General features: G+C 72.8%; 14 protein-coding genes. 8 read left to right on the top strand and 6 right to left on the bottom strand.

Features of this window, described 5'->3' with window-relative positions; genetic code table 11:
* The first annotated feature begins 73 nt into the window (after window positions 1-73).
* The 6 genes from CBP52_RS10605 to CBP52_RS10630 all read left to right on the top strand — a co-directional run bounded on the left by CBP52_RS10605 (window position 74) and on the right by CBP52_RS10630 (window position 6,225).
* On the top strand, window positions 74-1,015 hold the full coding sequence (locus CBP52_RS10605; RefSeq protein ID WP_094180913.1) for an ABC transporter substrate-binding protein: 942 nt from the start codon (window positions 74-76) through the stop codon (window positions 1,013-1,015).
* A gap of 46 nt (window positions 1,016-1,061) precedes the next feature.
* A complete protein-coding gene (locus tag CBP52_RS18725; RefSeq protein ID WP_094180914.1) occupies window positions 1,062-2,648 on the top strand; it encodes an amino acid ABC transporter permease/ATP-binding protein in 1,587 nt (528 codons plus the stop codon).
* 5 nt (window positions 2,649-2,653) lie between these two features.
* Entirely contained in the window at window positions 2,654-3,100 is a 447-nt protein-coding gene (locus tag CBP52_RS10615; RefSeq protein WP_094180915.1) for a RidA family protein, read from the top strand.
* Complete coding sequence (locus CBP52_RS10620) at window positions 3,097-4,230, top strand: acetamidase/formamidase family protein (protein WP_094180916.1); 1,134 nt, start codon at window positions 3,097-3,099, stop codon at window positions 4,228-4,230. The genes CBP52_RS10615 and CBP52_RS10620 overlap by 4 nt, the downstream gene beginning before the upstream one ends.
* A 118-nt stretch (window positions 4,231-4,348) precedes the next feature.
* Entirely contained in the window at window positions 4,349-4,777 is a 429-nt protein-coding gene (locus tag CBP52_RS10625; protein WP_094182321.1) for a GNAT family N-acetyltransferase, read from the top strand.
* Window positions 4,778-4,962: 185 nt separating this feature from the next.
* The gene (locus CBP52_RS10630) at window positions 4,963-6,225 is read left to right on the top strand and encodes a PQQ-binding-like beta-propeller repeat protein (protein WP_198303433.1); all 1,263 of its coding nucleotides are present in this window, start codon (window positions 4,963-4,965) and stop codon (window positions 6,223-6,225) included.
* 107 nt (window positions 6,226-6,332) lie between these two features.
* On the opposite strand, the gene CBP52_RS18250 is transcribed toward CBP52_RS10630, so the two are convergent.
* The 3 genes from CBP52_RS18250 to CBP52_RS10645 form a co-directional block, all read right to left on the bottom strand.
* Window positions 6,333-7,775: a non-reducing end alpha-L-arabinofuranosidase family hydrolase gene (locus tag CBP52_RS18250; protein WP_094180918.1), complete on the bottom strand. Its 1,443-nt coding sequence runs from the start codon at window positions 7,773-7,775 to the stop codon at window positions 6,333-6,335.
* A 301-nt stretch (window positions 7,776-8,076) separates the two neighbouring features.
* On the bottom strand, window positions 8,077-9,633 hold the full coding sequence (locus tag CBP52_RS10640; protein ID WP_094180919.1) for a non-reducing end alpha-L-arabinofuranosidase family hydrolase: 1,557 nt from the start codon (window positions 9,631-9,633) through the stop codon (window positions 8,077-8,079).
* A 328-nt stretch (window positions 9,634-9,961) separates the two neighbouring features.
* On the bottom strand, window positions 9,962-10,336 hold the full coding sequence (locus tag CBP52_RS10645) for a helix-turn-helix transcriptional regulator (protein WP_232514445.1): 375 nt from the start codon (window positions 10,334-10,336) through the stop codon (window positions 9,962-9,964).
* Window positions 10,337-10,440: 104 nt separating this feature from the next.
* Here CBP52_RS10645 and arsM point away from each other — a divergent pair, with 104 nt between their 5' ends.
* Window positions 10,441-11,202: an arsenite methyltransferase gene (arsM, locus tag CBP52_RS10650; RefSeq protein WP_094180921.1), complete on the top strand. Its 762-nt coding sequence runs from the start codon at window positions 10,441-10,443 to the stop codon at window positions 11,200-11,202.
* 304 nt (window positions 11,203-11,506) lie between these two features.
* Entirely contained in the window at window positions 11,507-12,793 is a 1,287-nt protein-coding gene (locus CBP52_RS10655; protein WP_094180922.1) for a DUF1565 domain-containing protein, read from the top strand.
* 49 nt (window positions 12,794-12,842) lie between these two features.
* On the opposite strand, the gene CBP52_RS10660 is transcribed toward CBP52_RS10655, so the two are convergent.
* From CBP52_RS10660 to CBP52_RS10665, 3 genes are all read right to left on the bottom strand, one after another.
* Complete coding sequence (locus CBP52_RS10660) at window positions 12,843-13,949, bottom strand: M23 family metallopeptidase (RefSeq protein WP_094180923.1); 1,107 nt, start codon at window positions 13,947-13,949, stop codon at window positions 12,843-12,845.
* 103 nt (window positions 13,950-14,052) lie between these two features.
* Complete coding sequence (locus CBP52_RS17590) at window positions 14,053-14,208, bottom strand: hypothetical protein (protein ID WP_157732577.1); 156 nt, start codon at window positions 14,206-14,208, stop codon at window positions 14,053-14,055.
* 10 nt (window positions 14,209-14,218) lie between these two features.
* Window positions 14,219-15,469, bottom strand: coding sequence for a winged helix DNA-binding domain-containing protein (locus tag CBP52_RS10665; protein ID WP_094180924.1), 1,251 nt, complete (start codon window positions 15,467-15,469; stop codon window positions 14,219-14,221).
* Window positions 15,470-15,670: the final 201 nt, after the last annotated feature.

The following is a 15,670-nucleotide window of genomic DNA, read 5'->3' on the forward strand; positions in this document are numbered from 1 at the left end:
CAACGGCGGCGTCGCATCCCGCCGTCCGTGGAGGGTCCGCGCCGCCCCGCTCAGCGACCGGAAGGCATGCGCGATGCTCCCCTCGAAGTCCCTCCGCACGGCAGGTCTGGCCAGCGGCGCCCTCGCCGCGCTCCTCGCCCTGTCCGCCTGCTCCAGCTCCAGCTCCGCGACTGACGACGCCACGACCGCCGCCCCCGCGGCCGGCGCCTACCAGTCCCTCGCGGACTCGTCGGCATGCGTCGACCTCCGCGAGACGAACCCCGACCTCGTCGGGACCACCAAGACCAACGCGCTCAACCCCCACACCCCGGGCTACGAGGTCATCGACCCCGAGAACCCGGACCAGTACATCGGGTTCGACATCGACCTGGGCGAGGCGATCGGCGCGTGCCTCGGCTTCGAGGTCGACTACATCCCCGTCGGCTTCGCCGAGCTCATCCCGACCGTCGCGAGCGGCCAGGCCGACTGGATCGTCTCGAACCTGTACGCCACGGAGGAGCGCGCGCAGGGAGGCGTCGACTTCATCAGCTACTCCAAGGTGTTCGACGGCATCCTCGTCACCACCGGCAACCCCAAGGGCATCACCGGCATCGACACCTCGGTGTGCGGCACCACGGTCGCCCTGAACAAGGGCTACGTCGAGGTCCCGCTCGTCGAGGCCATGGGCCCCGAGTGCGAGAAGGCCGGCCTGCCGGCCCCCACGGTCAGCCTCTTCGACTCCAGCGCCGACTGCGTGCAGGCGATCCTCGCCGGCCGCGCCGACGCGTACATGAACGACATCAACACGGTGAAGGGCTACATCGCCGAGCACCCGGACGAGCTCGACTCCGCCGAGACCGTGATGCTCGACTACGAGATCGGCATCGGCGTGCTGCAGGGCGACCACGCCTTCCGCGACGCCGTCCAGGCCGCGCTCCTCGAGATCCAGAACTCCGGGCTGCAGGCCGAGCTCGCCACCAAGTGGAAGCTCGACGAGAACGCCGTGGCCGAGCCCTCGATCCTCAGCGTCGGCTGACCCTCCGCCAGGCCACCGAGAACGACGACTGGAGGGCGCGCCGATCATGAGCGAGTTCCTGCACTACCTGACCCTTCCCTACCTGCTGGAGGGCATCAGCTTCACGCTGCGGCTCACGGGGATGGGCTTCGCCGGAGGCATGGTCCTCGGACTGTTCCTCGCGGCGATGCAGCTCACGCGCTTCAAGGCGCTGACCTGGGTCGCCCGGGCGTACGTGACCCTGTACCGGGGAACGCCGCTGATCCTCCAGCTCGTCTTCGTCTTCTCGGTCCTGCCACGGGCGGGGATCACCCTGACCCCGCTCGTGGCAGGTGGCCTTGCGCTGGCCCTCAACGAGGCCGTGTTCTTCGCCGAGATCTTCCGGTCCGGCATCAAGGGCGTCGACCCGGGCCAGGTCGCCGCGGGCCGCGCGCTGGGCATGCGCCCGGCGATGCTCATGGCGCGCGTCGTCGGCCCGCAGGCGTTCCGGTCGATCGTGCCGTCGCTGGGCAGCGAGGCGATCTCGACGATGAAGAACTCGGCGCTCGCGTCGATCATCGCGGTCCCCGAGCTGACGCTGCGCACGCAGCAGCTCGCGTCGGCGACGTTCGACTACTTCGAGATCTACTTCGCGACCGCCGCGATGTACCTGGTCCTGACCGGTGCGCTCACGCTGGTCCAGCTCGCGGTCGAGCGCGCGCTGGACCTGGACCGCCCCGCGCAGGCGTCGCTGCGGACGTGGTTCGCCCGCCTCAGCCGCCCGGCGACCGCGGTCCCGACGAGCGTGGACGCGGACCCCCGCCGCGCTCCCGACCGCACGGACACCGGCATCGGCACCCCCGCGCCCCTGACCCACGCGGACCCGCCGCCGCGCAGCTTCGGCGACGCGCTCATCGAGGCGTTCGCCCTGCGCAAGTCCTACGGCGAGAACGAGGTGCTGCGCGGCATCGACCTGAACATCCGCCAGGGCGAGGTCGTCGCCCTGCTCGGCCCGTCGGGCTCGGGCAAGAGCACGCTGCTGCGCTGCATCAACCACCTCGAGGGCCTCGACGGTGGCTCGGTGCTCGTCGGCGGCACCGCGATCGGCTACGGCGAGCGCGGCGACGAGCTCGTCGAACGGCACGTCGCCCGCCAGCGCGTCGATGCGGGCGTCGGGATGGTCTTCCAGCAGTTCAACCTGTTCCACCACCTGTCCGCCCGGGAGAACGTCGCCGCTCCCCTGCGCTGGGTGCACGGCTGGTCCCGCGAGGACGCCGACGCCCGCGCCGACGAGCTGCTCGCGCAGGTCGGCATGGCGCACCGCGCCGACGCCCTCCCCCGCCACATGTCCGGCGGCCAGCAGCAGCGCGTCGGCATCGCCCGGGCGCTCGCCTCGAACCCCAAGGTCCTCCTGCTCGACGAGCCGACGAGCGCGCTCGACCCCGAGCTCGTCGCCGAGGTCCTCGGGGTCATCCAGAACCTCGCCCGCCAGGGCGGTCTCACGATGATCATCGCCACCCACCAGCTGCGGTTCGCGCGCGAGGTGGCCGACCGGGTCGTGTTCATGGCCGGCGGGGTCGTCGTCGAGCAGGGCACGGCGGACCAGGTGATCGGCAACCCGCAGGTCGAGGCGACGCGTCGCTTCGTCAACGCGATGGACTCGGCGGAGGTCTGAGCACGATGAGCACCACAACCACGACGAGCGCGACGAGCCCGACCAGCACGCAGCGCACGCACCACGTCTTCCCCGCGTCGGCCGGTGTGCCGCCGCAGGTCGGCCCGTTCAGCCACGCCGTGCGCTTCGGCGACCTGCTGTTCGTGACGGGTCAGATGCCGACGGACCCCGCGACGGGCGAGCTCGTCGCCGGCGGGCTCGTCGAGCAGACCCGTCAGGTCATGTCGAACCTGCAGGCCGTGGTCCGCGCAGCCGGCGCCGAGCTGAGCGACACGCTCATGGTCCGCGCCTACCTGACGGACTTCGACGACTACGACGCGTTCAACGCGGAGTACCGGACCTGGTTCGACGACCCCCTGCCCAGCCGCACGTGCGTGGGCGTCACCGGGCTCGCCGTCGGCGCGCTCGTCGAGATCGACCTCGTGGTCGGGATTGCTGGAGGTGCGGCATGAGCACGACGACCCTGACGGGCTTCCCCACGCTGCAGCCGGGCCAGGGGCCCGTGCTCGGTGAGCACTACCTGCCGTCGCGGGCCGACGAGGTCCGCTGGGGCTGGCTCCCGAACGCGGAGTCCTCCCCCGTGCTCGGCGTGGCCGACGGCGCCACGGTCACCATCGACACCCTCTCCCACGAGGGTCTGCTCGGCGACCAGGGCCGGGACCCCGCCCGCTACATCCGCCAGTTCGGCGACGTGGACGTGCTCGACGACGCGATCGAGATCGCCGCGAGCGGTCTGGTGAACACCGCCGAGGACGGCCCGCACGTCGTGACCGGCCCGATCGCGGTCGCCGGCGCGCGGCCCGGCGACGTGCTGCGCGTCGACGTCCTCGACCTCACCTACCGCGTGCCCTACGGGTTCGTGTCCAACCGGCACGGGTTCGGCGCGCTCGCCGGCGAGTTCCCGGAGGACCAGGACTCGACGCCCACGCGGCACGTCGACGCGATGGTCAGCGACGGCACGGTCAGCCACTTCTCGTGGGTCGAGGCGCGCGACGGGTACGACGTCGGGCTCATCGACGCGGGTTCCGGGCGCACCGTGCAGTTCGCGCTCGACCCGTTCCTCGGCCTCATGGGCACGGCCTCCGCGACGAGCGACCCCGTCCCGTCCGTCCCGCCGGGTGAGCACGGCGGCAACATCGACATCAAGCACGCCGGGGTGGGCGCCACGCTCTTCCTCCCGGTGTCGGTCGACGGTGCCCTGTTCTACGCGGGTGACCCGCACTTCGCTCAGGGCAACGGCGAGGTCGCGCTGACCGCGCTCGAGGCGTCGCTGCGCGCGACGGTCCGCCTCAGCGTGATCCCTGCGGCGCAGCTGCCCGGGGTCCTCGGCGGCGTGCGCACACCCGTCGTCGAGACCGCGACCCACTGGATCCCGACCGGCATGGACCCCGATCTCGACGAGGCGATGCGCCAGGCCGTGCGCAACGCGGTGGCGTTCCTGCACGGCCGGTTCGGTGTCCCGCGCTCCGTGGCGCTGGCGTACCTGTCCGCGGCGGGCGACTTCGAGGTCAGCCAGGTCGTCGACGCCGTCAAGGGCGTGCACTGCCTGATCCGCAAGTCCGACTGGACCACCTGGGTCTGACTCACCCGAGCCTCCGGGGCGCGCACGTGCACCGCGCGCCCCGGAGGCCTTCCCCTGTCCCGACGACGACCGCGCAAACCCCTTGCCGCGCCTGCGCGCGCACCCGGAGACTGCGTCGGTGCCCGACACCCTGCTCGTCCGCGCCGCGCGGCCCGACGACGCCGACCACGTCTGGCCCCTCGCCCGCGACTTCGCGACGTCGTTCACCCCGCGCCGGGAGTCGTTCGACACGACCTGGCAGCACCTGCGCGACGTCCCCGACGCGCTCGTCGTGGTCGCCGAGTCCGAGGGCCAGGTCGTCGGGTACCTGCTCGCCCACCGCCATCTGACGTTCCTCGCCAACGGCCCGGTCGCCTGGGTCGAGGAGGTCATGGTCGTCGAGCCCCACCGCAGGTCGGGCGTCGGGCGCGAGCTCATGCGCCACGCCGAGCACTGGGCGCACCGGTCCGGCGCCGCCTACCTCGCCCTCGCGAGCCGCCGTGCAGGGGACTTCTACACCGCCCTCGGCTACGAGGACTCCGCCGTCTTCTTCAAGAAGCCCCTCTGACCCGGGCACCGGCACTCCCGACCTGGGCCACATCCCACCCCACCCGCGCGAGCGCGGACGTTCCGACGCGACTGCTCACGTCGAGCGTGCGCGGTCGAGTCGGGACGTGCGCAGTCGGCGGTGGGGGCCGGGCGCATTCCGGGCGCCGGCGCCGCCGCGTCACGGGACATGCCATAGTCACGCGCGTGAATCACCACAAACTGGGCACCGCCGGTCTCGTCGCACTGGTCCTGGCGACCGCGGCGTGCACCGCGTCGCCGGAACCGTCCGCACCCGCCACCTCGCAGACGACGGCGCGCACGACGCCGACGCCCGCCCCGATCACGCTGCGCACGTTCGACTCGCCGACCCGCTTCGAGGGCGACCCCGTGCCCGTCACGCTCCCCGCACTCGAGGCGAACGTCGCGGGCGACTTCACCAGCGGCTTCCTGCTGTCCGGCCCGACGGCGTTCGGCGTCACCGCGACCAGCGTCGGCGCGGTCGACCTCGCCACCGGCGGCACGGCGTGGGAGACACGCTTCCCGCACGCGCCCGACGACGCTCCCGCCGACGTGTTCTACAGCGACCGCCGGCCGGGAGCCCCGGTGCCGAGCGACGACGGCGCGACGCTCTACGCCGTCCTGCCCGTGCACGTCCCCGGCTCGGGCACGACCGCCGCTCGGGACGCGTTCGAGGTCCTCGCCGTCACCGCCGCGAGCGGGGAACCGGTGTGGGACGCCCAGGTCGACGACGAGGACACCGTGCTCGCCGAGTCCGGGCCGGTCCGGGTGGAGGCGGTCGACGACGAGCGCGTGGTCGTGAGCGCGGCGGGCCAGGCCGCGGCGCTGTCCGCCGTGGACGGAACCGTGCTGTGGTCCCGCCCGGGCACGGTGCAGGCGGTGACGGCCGACGCGGTGCTCGTCGTCGCGGAGGTCCCCGAGGGCGGCGACGGTCCGGGATACCCGCAGCTCCTCGGTCTCGACCCGACGACCGGCGACGTCCTGTGGAGCGGCGGCGACGAGGTGGCGACGGCGGTCTCGTCGGCCGCGGCGCTGGCGACCGACGAGGGCCTCGTCGTGACCGCCGGCCCGTACACGGGCGCGGACCCGTGGACCGCCGTGATCGACCCCCGCACGGGAGAGGTCGTGCGGGACCTGGACGTCACGCTCGAGCGGCCGGTGCGGGACGGCGACCTGCTGTACGACGTCGGCGGCGGGCTGCGCGCGCTCGACCCCCGCACGCTCGAGCCGCTGTGGACCCTGCCGACCGACGGGCGCGTCGCGGTCGAGCGCCCCGTGGTCTTCGGCGGTCACGTGTACGGGCGCGTGCCCGGCGCGAGCGTCGTGCTCGACGGGCGCACCGGCGAGGACGTGACCGTCGACGTGCCGGGCTCGTTCGTCGCCGTGAACGAGTACGGGGCCCTCATGTACCGCGACAAGGCGGTTGTCTTCGTCCCGGCGACCGCCTGACCGGTCCCCCGACGGGCGGACCGCCCCGCACCGCGTCGACCAGGGAAGAGGTCGTGGCCGAGCGGTACGGGGCGGTCCAGGTGGGGCGCCGGTGCAGCGCCAGGTGGTCAGCGCTGGAGCGTGAGCAGGCCCGGGCGGTACGGCAGCAAGCCGTAGTCGCCGCCCGAGCTCGGGCTGCGGCCCTGGTAGAGCAGGCGCAGGTTGCACGGGTCGACCGTCATGGTCTGGTCCGCGCTGGTGCGCAGCAGCTCACCGTGGCTGATGTCGTTCGTCCACGTGGCACCGCTGTTCGCCTTGCCCGCGAACGGGTTCGACTCGGACGCCGCCTGCGGGGTCCAGGACCCGCCCAGGTCGGTCGCCGTGAAGGACCGGAAGTAGCGCCCCTGGCTGCCGATGGCCTCGACGATCATGAGGTACCGCTGCTGGCCCTGGAGCTTGTAGACCTGTACGGCCTCGAACAGGTTGTTCGTCGAGTCGGTCATGATCGTCGTGTAGTTCGACCCGAAGCTGCCGGGGAAGTTCCCGATCGGCATCGACGCCCGGTAGATCCGGCCGTTGTCACCGGCGAAGAACAGGTACATGTTCCGGTCGTCGCCGATCAGCGCATGGTCGATCGGGCCCGTCCCGGAGTTGGAGATGCTGCCCGAGAACAGCGTCTGCGCCGACGACCAGCTGTTGACGTTCGCCGGGTTCGACGACGTCCGGTAGGAGAACGCGGGACCGCCCCACTGGTAGGCCAGGACCCAGGTGTTCTTGGGCGCGAAGTAGAACAGCGACGGCGCGACCGCGCTGAACGGCATCGGGTTCTGGCTGGCCGAGGCCATCTGCGAGTACTCGGTGAACAGCCCGAAGTTCATCGAGCCCCACGAGCTGCCGAAGTCGTGCGTCGTGGCGTAGACGAGCTGCTGGCCGTTGTACGGCGCGACCGTGAAGTCCTTCAGCGACGCCCACCCCGAACGCGGCTGCGCCAACGCGCCCGTGGACGACCAGCGGTACGACGACGGCAGCTGGCACGTGGTGGGGGGCGGGGTCTGCGTCGGGGTGGGTGTCGGGGTCGGCGTGGGGGTCTGCGTGGGCGTCTGCGTCGGGGTCTGCGTCGGGGTCTGCGTCGGGGTCTGCGTCGGGACGGTGCCGGTGCACGCGACGCCGTTGACGGCGAAGCTCGTCGGCGCGGGGTTCGACGAGCCGGCGCTGCCGAGGAAGCCGAACGAGGCGCTGGCGCCGGTGCCGAGCGCGCCGTTCCAGCTGACGCTGGAGGCGGACACCTGCGAGCCCGACGAGGTGACGTCGGCGTTCCATGCCTGCTGGATCTTCTGGTCGGAGGACGGCCACGTCCACGTGACCTTCCACGACGAGATCGCCGAACCGAGGTTGGTGACCTTGACGTCACCCTGGAACCCGCCGGGCCACTGGTTCTGGACGGTGTAGTCGACGCGGCATCCCTCGGCCGCGGTCGCGGAGCTCGCCGCGACGGTGAGGCCGCCGATCACGAGCGTGGCGGCGGACAGCAGCGCGGCTGCCGCCCGGGTGGACCTGGTACGGGTGGTCATTGGACGCTCCTCGGTCTGATGGACACGGGCCGTCCCGGTGGTCGGGAGACGGCCACGGTGCCGTCCCACCACCGGTCGAACCACGGATGTGAGCCTTCACATTGCACCGGCGAGGAGCGCCCCCGAAGGGGGTGGACGCCGCCGAATCGATTCGCCGCCCGAGACCGGCCCGAGCGTCGGCGGGCACCGAGCGTGCGGCAGGGACGCCGAGGCGCCCGCCTCGCGCCAGCCCGGCAGAGCCGGGAGCGGTGGCGCGAGGCGGGCGCCTCAGGGCGGGTCCAGCCAGGCCCGCCTGGAGGGACTACCGCTGGAGGGTCAGCAGGCCCGGGCGGTACGGCAGCTGGCCGTAGTCGCCGCCGGAGCTCGGGCTGCGGCCCTGGTAGAGCAGCCGCAGGTTGCACGGGTCGACCGTGTTGGTCTGGTCCGCACTGGTGCGCAGCAGCTCACCGTGGCTGATGTCGTTCGTCCACGTGGCACCGCTGTTCGCCTTGCCCGCGAACGGGTTGGACTCGCTGGTCGCCTGCGGCGTCCAGGAGCCGCCCAGGTTCGTCGTCGTGAAGGACCGGAAGTACCGGCCCTGCGAGCCGATGGCCTCGACGATCATGAGCCACTTGTTCTGGCCCTGGAGCTTGTAGACCTGCACGGCCTCGAACAGGTTGTTCGTCGTGTCGCTCATGACGACGGTCGACGACGAGCCGAACGACCCGGGGAAGTTCCCGATCGGCATCGAGGCGCGGTAGATCTTGCCGTTGTCACCGGCGAAGAACAGGTACATGTTCTGGCTGTCGCCGATCACGGCCTGGTCGATCGGGCCGGTGCCCGAGCCGGAGATGCTGCCCGAGAACAGCGTCTGGGCGGACGACCAGCTGTTCACGTTGGCCGGGTTGGTCGACGTGCGGTACGAGAACGCCGGGCCGCCCCACTGGTACGCGAGCACCCAGATGTTCTTGGGCGCGAAGTAGAACAGCGAGGGGGCGACCGCCGAGAACGGCATCTGGTTCTGGCTCACGGAGCCCATCTGCGAGTAGCTCGAGAACAGCCCGAAGTTCATCGAGCCCCACGAGCTGCCGAAGTCGTGCGTCGTGGCGTAGACGAGCTGCTGGCCGTTGTACGGCGCGACCGTGAAGTCCTTCAGCGACGCCCACCCCGAACGCGGCTGCGCCAGCGCACCCGTGGACGACCAGCGGTACGACGACGGCAGTTCGCACGTGCCCGGGTTCTGGGTCGGGTTCGTCGTGGGGTTCGTGGTCGGGTTCGTCGTCGGCGACGAGCCCACGCGCACCAGCTGCCACTGCTGGTTGTTCCCGCCCCAGTTCGCGTACTGGACGACGTTCGCGCCGTCGGCGGTGGAGGCGCCCTGCACCTCGACGGCCTTGCCGGAGTGCCGGCTGATCAGCGAGACGTAGCCGTTCGACGTGTCCTGCAGACGGAACTGCTGGTTGGTCTGGTTGTAGTCGGCGTACTGGACGATCGCGCCGCCGTCGGCCGTCGACCAGTTGTAGACGTCGAGCACCTTGCCCGACAGCTTCGACTTCAGCCGGTAGTAGCCATTGCCGGAGTCGACGAACTGCCACTGCTGCTGCGCGCCGTCGTTGCGCGTCCACTGCGCGATGCGGGCGCCGTCGGCCATCGACAGGTTGTAGACGTCGAGGGCCTTGCCGCTGCCGCGGTTGACCAGGACGTAGGACGCGTTGGTGTCCACCGTCGCGGCCGTGGCGGCGGGTGCGACGACGAGCGCAAGGACGCCCGCCGACGCTGCGGTGACGCCGGCGACGACCGTCGACACCCAACGCAGACGCCGGCGCCCCCGCTCGGACCGCCTGGCCCGGTGGGCCGGCCCCTGGACGCGTGATCTCATGCTGCTCTCCTTCGAGTCAGGTGCGAGGTCGACCGCGCCCCGGGATGCGGCCCGGTCGCGGTGTCGCGCAGACCCGGTCTCCGCGCGATGTGAGCCTTAACATCGCGTGCGCTCGCCCCTCAGGGAAGCCTCGTCTTCACCGATGAAACGGTTCGGACCGCCCGGACCCGTTCCCATCGGGCAAGCGCTACCCCGCCGAGCGCGCACGGTGGCACGCGACCGCGCACGAACGGCGTCCGCACTCGCGCCGGAGCGTGCGCGCTCGGCGGGTTGGTGCGGGGGCGGTGCGCGGTGTGCGGTGGGGGGGCGGTGTCGGCGGACGGTGTCGTCAGGCCGGGGGGCGGGGGGTCAGGTGGGTCGCCAGGTGCGAGGCGATCGCGTCGACCGCTCCCGGCACGAGCGCGTAGTACGCCCACACCCCGCGCTTCTCCCGCGTCACGAGGCCCGCCTCGGTGAGCACCTTGAGGTGGTGGGAGACCGTCGGCTGCGTGAGCCCGACGGGCTCGGTCAGGTCGCACACGCACGCCCCGCCCTCGTCGTGCGCCGCGAGGATCGACAGCAGCCGGAGGCGGGCGGGGTCCGCGAGCGCCTTGAGGGTGCGCGCGACGCCCTCCGCGTCCTGGGCGCTGAGGACCGGTCCGCGCGCCGGCGTGCAGCACGCGGCCGACGGTGCGGCGGTCACGGGGAGCAGCTCGAGAGGCACGCCCCCATCATGCCTCACGCATCGACAACGGTCGATATTGACACTGGTCGATATCTGCGCGACGCTCCTGCCATCGACACCCATCAATGTCTGGAGGAGTCATCATGCAGGACATCCGCGAGCAGGTCCGGGCCCGCTACGCACAGGCCGCCGTCCAGAGCGCCCCGTCCGCGACCGCAGACGCCGGCTGCTGCGGCGGCGGGTGCGGCACGGACGCGCTCGTCGACGAGCGGTTCGGGGCCGGCCTCTACGGCGCGGACGACGCCGCGAGCATCCCCGCCGAGGCGCTGGCCGCCTCGCTCGGCTGCGGCAACCCGCTGCTCGTCGCCGAGCTGCGCGAGGGCGAGCGCGTGCTCGACCTGGGCTCGGGCGGCGGCATCGACGTGCTGCTCTCGGCCCGCCGCGTCGGCCCCACGGGCTTCGCCTACGGCGTCGACATGACCGACGAGATGCTCGACCTGGCCCGCGCCAACGCGGCCAAGGCGGGTGCGACGAACGTCGAGTTCCGCAAGGGCGTCATCGAGGACCTGCCGCTCGACGACGCCAGCGTCGACGTGGTCATCTCCAACTGCGTGGTCAACCTGTCCCCGGACAAGCCCGCGGTGCTCGCCGAGGCGTTCCGCGTGCTCGCACCCGGCGGCCGGCTGGGCATCTCCGACGTCGTCGCCGAGGACCACCTGTCGCCCGACGACCGGGCCGAGCGGGGCTCGTACGTCGGCTGCATCGCCGGTGCGCTCTCGCGCGCCGAGTACCTCGAGGGGCTCGCGGCCGCGGGCTTCCACGACGCCGAGGTCCGCTTCACCCACGCCGTCGCCGACGGCATGCACAGCGCGGTCGTCCGCGCCACCAAGCCGCACGCGCGGTGACGGACCCCGCCCTCTCCCGGCGCACCGCGTCCCGCGCCTCGGGGCGCACGCGCCCGCACCGCGTGACCTGAGCCGTCCGCCGGGACGACCCGGGGCGTCCGCCTGGTGGACGCCCCGGGGTGCCGGGCGCAACCTCACCCTCGGTCGCTGCGGTCGGTCCGTCCCGGCTCGCCCCGGTTCGTCCGGCACGTCGCGGACGTCCTGTCCGCGCAGCCCTTCGAACGTTCCCGGCCCGGGGTTAGCCTCGCCGAGCGGCACGCACCGGTCCGACGAGCGCGCCGGACCGGGACGACGAGGAGACGCGATGCCCGCCACCACCGAGATGCGCCGCCCGCCGCGCACCCGGCCGAGCACCACCGGCCGCCGCCTGCTCACGGCAGGGACGCTCGTCGCCGCGCTCGTCGGGACGCTCGTTGCGCTCCCCGCGACGACCGCGACCGCGGCGACGTCCGACCCGTACTACGGCGTGCGCTCGAAGGTCGTCGCGAAGGCCACCTCCGGCGCCCGCACGATGTACGTCGCCACCAACGGTTCCGACACGTACACGTACGCCACGTCGTGGGGCACCAAGACGGTCGACCGGCACGTGTGCCTGCGCAAGAACTCCCGCGACCAGGCGACGTGCCCGGCCGCGACGAGGTCACGCCCGCTGCGCACGATCACCGCGGCGATCCGCGCGGGCCGCCCGGGCGACGTCATCGTCGTGCGCGGCGGGACGTACCGCGAGGCGGCGGGCTACGGCGCCGCCGTGGGCACCGCGACCAAGCCCATCGAGCTGCAGAGCCAGCCGGGCGAGCGCGTCGAGCTGAACGGCACGCTCCAGCTCAAGAACGCGAGCCACTGGACGGTCCGCGGGATCCACTTCACGTACAACCGCACCATCCAGGGCCGCGGTCAGGCGGTCGTGCACATCCAGGGCGGGACGGGCTGGGTGTTCACGAACAACGAGGTCAGCGGCTCGCGCGAGACGGCCAACCTCATGGTGACGCCCGGCGCGCGGGGCGCGTCACCCTCGACGCAGCGCGCCGCCGGACCGAACGACTACACCATCGCCTACAACTGCATCCGCACGAACAACGGGACGCACGCGCACGGCATGGACCACAACATCTACCTGATGGCCGGCATCTACTCGAGCGGCGGCATGATCGAGCGCAACCTTCTCGCGGCCGCCCCGAACGGCGCGCAGATCAAGGCCTCGGCGTCGACGTGGGACACCTGGCAGGACAGCCCGCGCCACGTGACGATCCGGTACAACACGATGCTCGGCGGCGCGGCCGGCGTGACGGTCGGGGTCGCCGCGCAGGACGTCTCGCTGTGGCGCAACCTCATCGCCAACCAGCCCGCGACCCGCACGTCGTACGACGCCGCGGTCAAGACGTGGGAGCTCGAGCGCCACGACCTCGTCTCGGTCAAGCGCAACCTGTTCGCGGGCTACTCGAAGTCCTACCACGAGGCCCCGGGCGAGTCGCTGGTCAAGCAGCGCAACGCCACCACGGGCCGCATCGGCTACACCGGGTCGGTCACCGGCTGCACCGCGAAGGCCGCCACCAGCGCGTACCTGACGGGGTACGGCCAGTACGCACGGTGAGCGCCCGGGTGACCGGGCCGGCCGCGCGGCGCGGCCTGCGGCACGGGCGTCACCCGAGCCCGGCGCCGACCGACGTGCGCGGCACCCAGCCCGTGGTGCCCTTGATGATCACCTTGCGCCACCCGCCGGAGGCCTCCTTGATGCTCACCGGCGTGCCCTTCTTGCCCAGGAACAGCGCCTTGGCCTGCGCGTTCGCGGCGGCGCGCACGGTCGCGTCGACCGTGAGGTGGTAGGTCTTCACCTGCGAGATGTAGTCGGTGTGCACCCAGCCGCGCACGCGCGCACCGTCGAGCGCGACCGTCACCGGGATGAAGCCGTTGCGCTTGATGCCCGGCGTGTTGAGCATGCGCGTGTTCGGCTTGAGCGTCGCGAGGAGCGTGTTGCCGACCGACGGACCGGCGCGCAGGTTGAGCCTCGTCGTCGGGTAGTAGTAGCAGCGCGTCGGCGCCGGCTGCGTGTTGTCCGCGGTCGCGCGGTCCACCACCGGCAGCTTGAAGCCGGACAACCACGTCTTCGGGTCGACCGACGTGCCCGAGCCGTAGAACGCGTTCTGCCACACCTCGAGGTGCAGGTGCGGCCCGGTCGCGGGGCCGGAGGCGCCGACCTCGGCGATGCGGTTGCCGACCTTCACCTTGGTACCCACCTTGACGTACTTGCCCGGGTCCCACGGGTGCACGTACGCGATCCACGTCGGCACGCCCTCGATCTCGGACTTCACCGTCAGGTAGCCCGCGGCACCCTTCGTCGGCGGCACGACGTGGGTGACGACGCCGCTCGCGACCGCGTAGATCGGCTTCTTGTCGCCCGTGCCCATGTCCAGCCCGTAGTGGAACGTGGACGCACCCTTGACGGGGATGCACCGAGCACCCCACGCGGAGGTCAGCGCGTACGACTCGTCGACGAGCGGGAGGGCGAGCACGCGTCCGCTCGCGGTGCGCCGCGTCGTGAGGTCGTCCGGCACGGCCGCGGCCGCGTCGAGGCGCTTCTCGCTCGCGGCGTCGCTCGTGGCCGCCGCACGTTCCGCCGCGCGCGTGAGCGACGGCGGGGGCGGGTCGATGGTCGAGGCGGTCGCGGGTGCGGCACCGATCACGGCGGCCGCGACGACCGCGGCGGTGCCGAGCGCACCGAGGCTCGAGGTACGCGTCCGGAAGCGCATGGGAGGGTCTCCTCGCGAGTGGGTTCACGTCGTTGTTCGGCACACGCGCGCACGATCTGGAGGGTTTGTCGTCACCCGACCGTGTGACGACCACCATGACCCGTCACCGCTCGATCCGCAGCCCCAACCACTCCCCGAGGTCCCTGAGCTGCGCGTGCACCGCGCCGCGCACCTCGCTGTCCCACGGTTCCCCGTCCACCGGGTCCTGCGCCCGCACGGCGATCCACCTCGCGTCGCGCCGGGACAGCTGCTCCACCACCGGGCCGACCTCAGCCCCGCGGTGCGGCGGGCACGGCCGACGAGGCGGCCGCCGCCGGCTCGGGCGCGTGACGCCGGCCGCCGAACAGCGGCGACGGGAAGGTGGGCGACACGGTGCCGCCCGCGAGCCACGCGGTGAGGCGCTCGACCTCGTCGGCGATCGCGGCGCGGGCGGGCGTGGGCACGTCCTCGAGCAGCGCCACCTCGACCGTCCCGCTGCTCGCGGACCACGCCCCGACGACGCGCCCGTCGACCCACACGGTCGGCCCGGCGTTGCCGACCGCGTCGACCACCTGCCTCGCGTGCGGTCCCAGGTACCAGTCGCGTGCGGCCCAGCCCATCGTGGTCGGGTCCAGCGCCGGCAGGAGCGCCGCCCACGGCCCGGCGGGCTCGACCGGCTCGAGGTCGTCCGGCAGCAGCCACCCCACGTCCTGGCTCCCCTCGAGCCCGACCGGGACCGCGCCCACGTCCGCGAGCGAGCGGCGCACCGCGGTCAGGGTCGAGCCGAGCCACCACTGCAGGTCCCGCTCGGTCCCGGGCCCGAACGCCCGCAGCCAGCGCGCCACGACCTCGGTGTGCGCGGCGGCCGCGTCGGGCAGCACGAGCGGGCCGCCCAGCCATCGCTCGGCGAGCGCCCACGAGGGCCGGGACACGGTCCACCCGCCGCGGTTCTCGGCGCGGACGACGAGCCCGCTCGCGCCGAGGATCGTCAGCAGCCGCGGCATGACCGCCAGCTCCTGCGCCCACCGGGTGCCGCCGGCGGCCCGGAACACACCACCGGCCTCGGGGACCTCGTCGCGCAGCTCCGCCGCGGTCCGCGAGCGGCCGTCCGCGAGCGCCGCGAGCACGCCGGCCTCGGCGCGCGTCAGCGTCCCCTGCGGGTCGGGGTAGCGGCCGTCCTGCGCGAGCTCCTTGAGCAGCCGGCGCCGCTCGGCGCCGGCGACCCGCGCCCCCGGCGACGCGACGAGCGCGGGCAGCAGGTCGGTGCCGGCCACCCACAGCGTGCGGCGCATGGCGAGCTGCCGGACGACCGTGCGGTCGCGGTACAGGGCGTCGTCGAGGTCGCTCGTCGCGAACCCCGGCACCCGGGCCCACGCGGCCAGGTACGGGCCGGACGCGTCGGTGCCGTGCAGCACGACGAGCGCCCGGACCGCGGCGTGCAGGTCGGGCAGCGGCTCGACGAGCCCGTGCCGACGCGCGAGGCGCGCGCGTCGTTGCGCGGTGTCGACGACACCGACGACGGCCGGACGCTCGCGAGGCATGCCCCGATCATCGCGACCGCCACCGACATCCGCGCCACCGGCGGTCCGCGCCGCGGGCCCTCCCGCCGTCCGGTTCGTCACACGCGCCGCTTCTCGGCGTTCTCGCCCGGGCGCGTTCGATCAGATCCGAACACCGCAGGTTCACCCATCCGTGGCATCATGCGCGAGCCGCCCGCGCGATCCTGTCGGATGATGTTGGTT

The organism is Cellulomonas sp. PSBB021 (assembly GCF_002240455.1).
Lineage (GTDB): Bacteria > Actinomycetota > Actinomycetes > Actinomycetales > Cellulomonadaceae > Cellulomonas > Cellulomonas uda.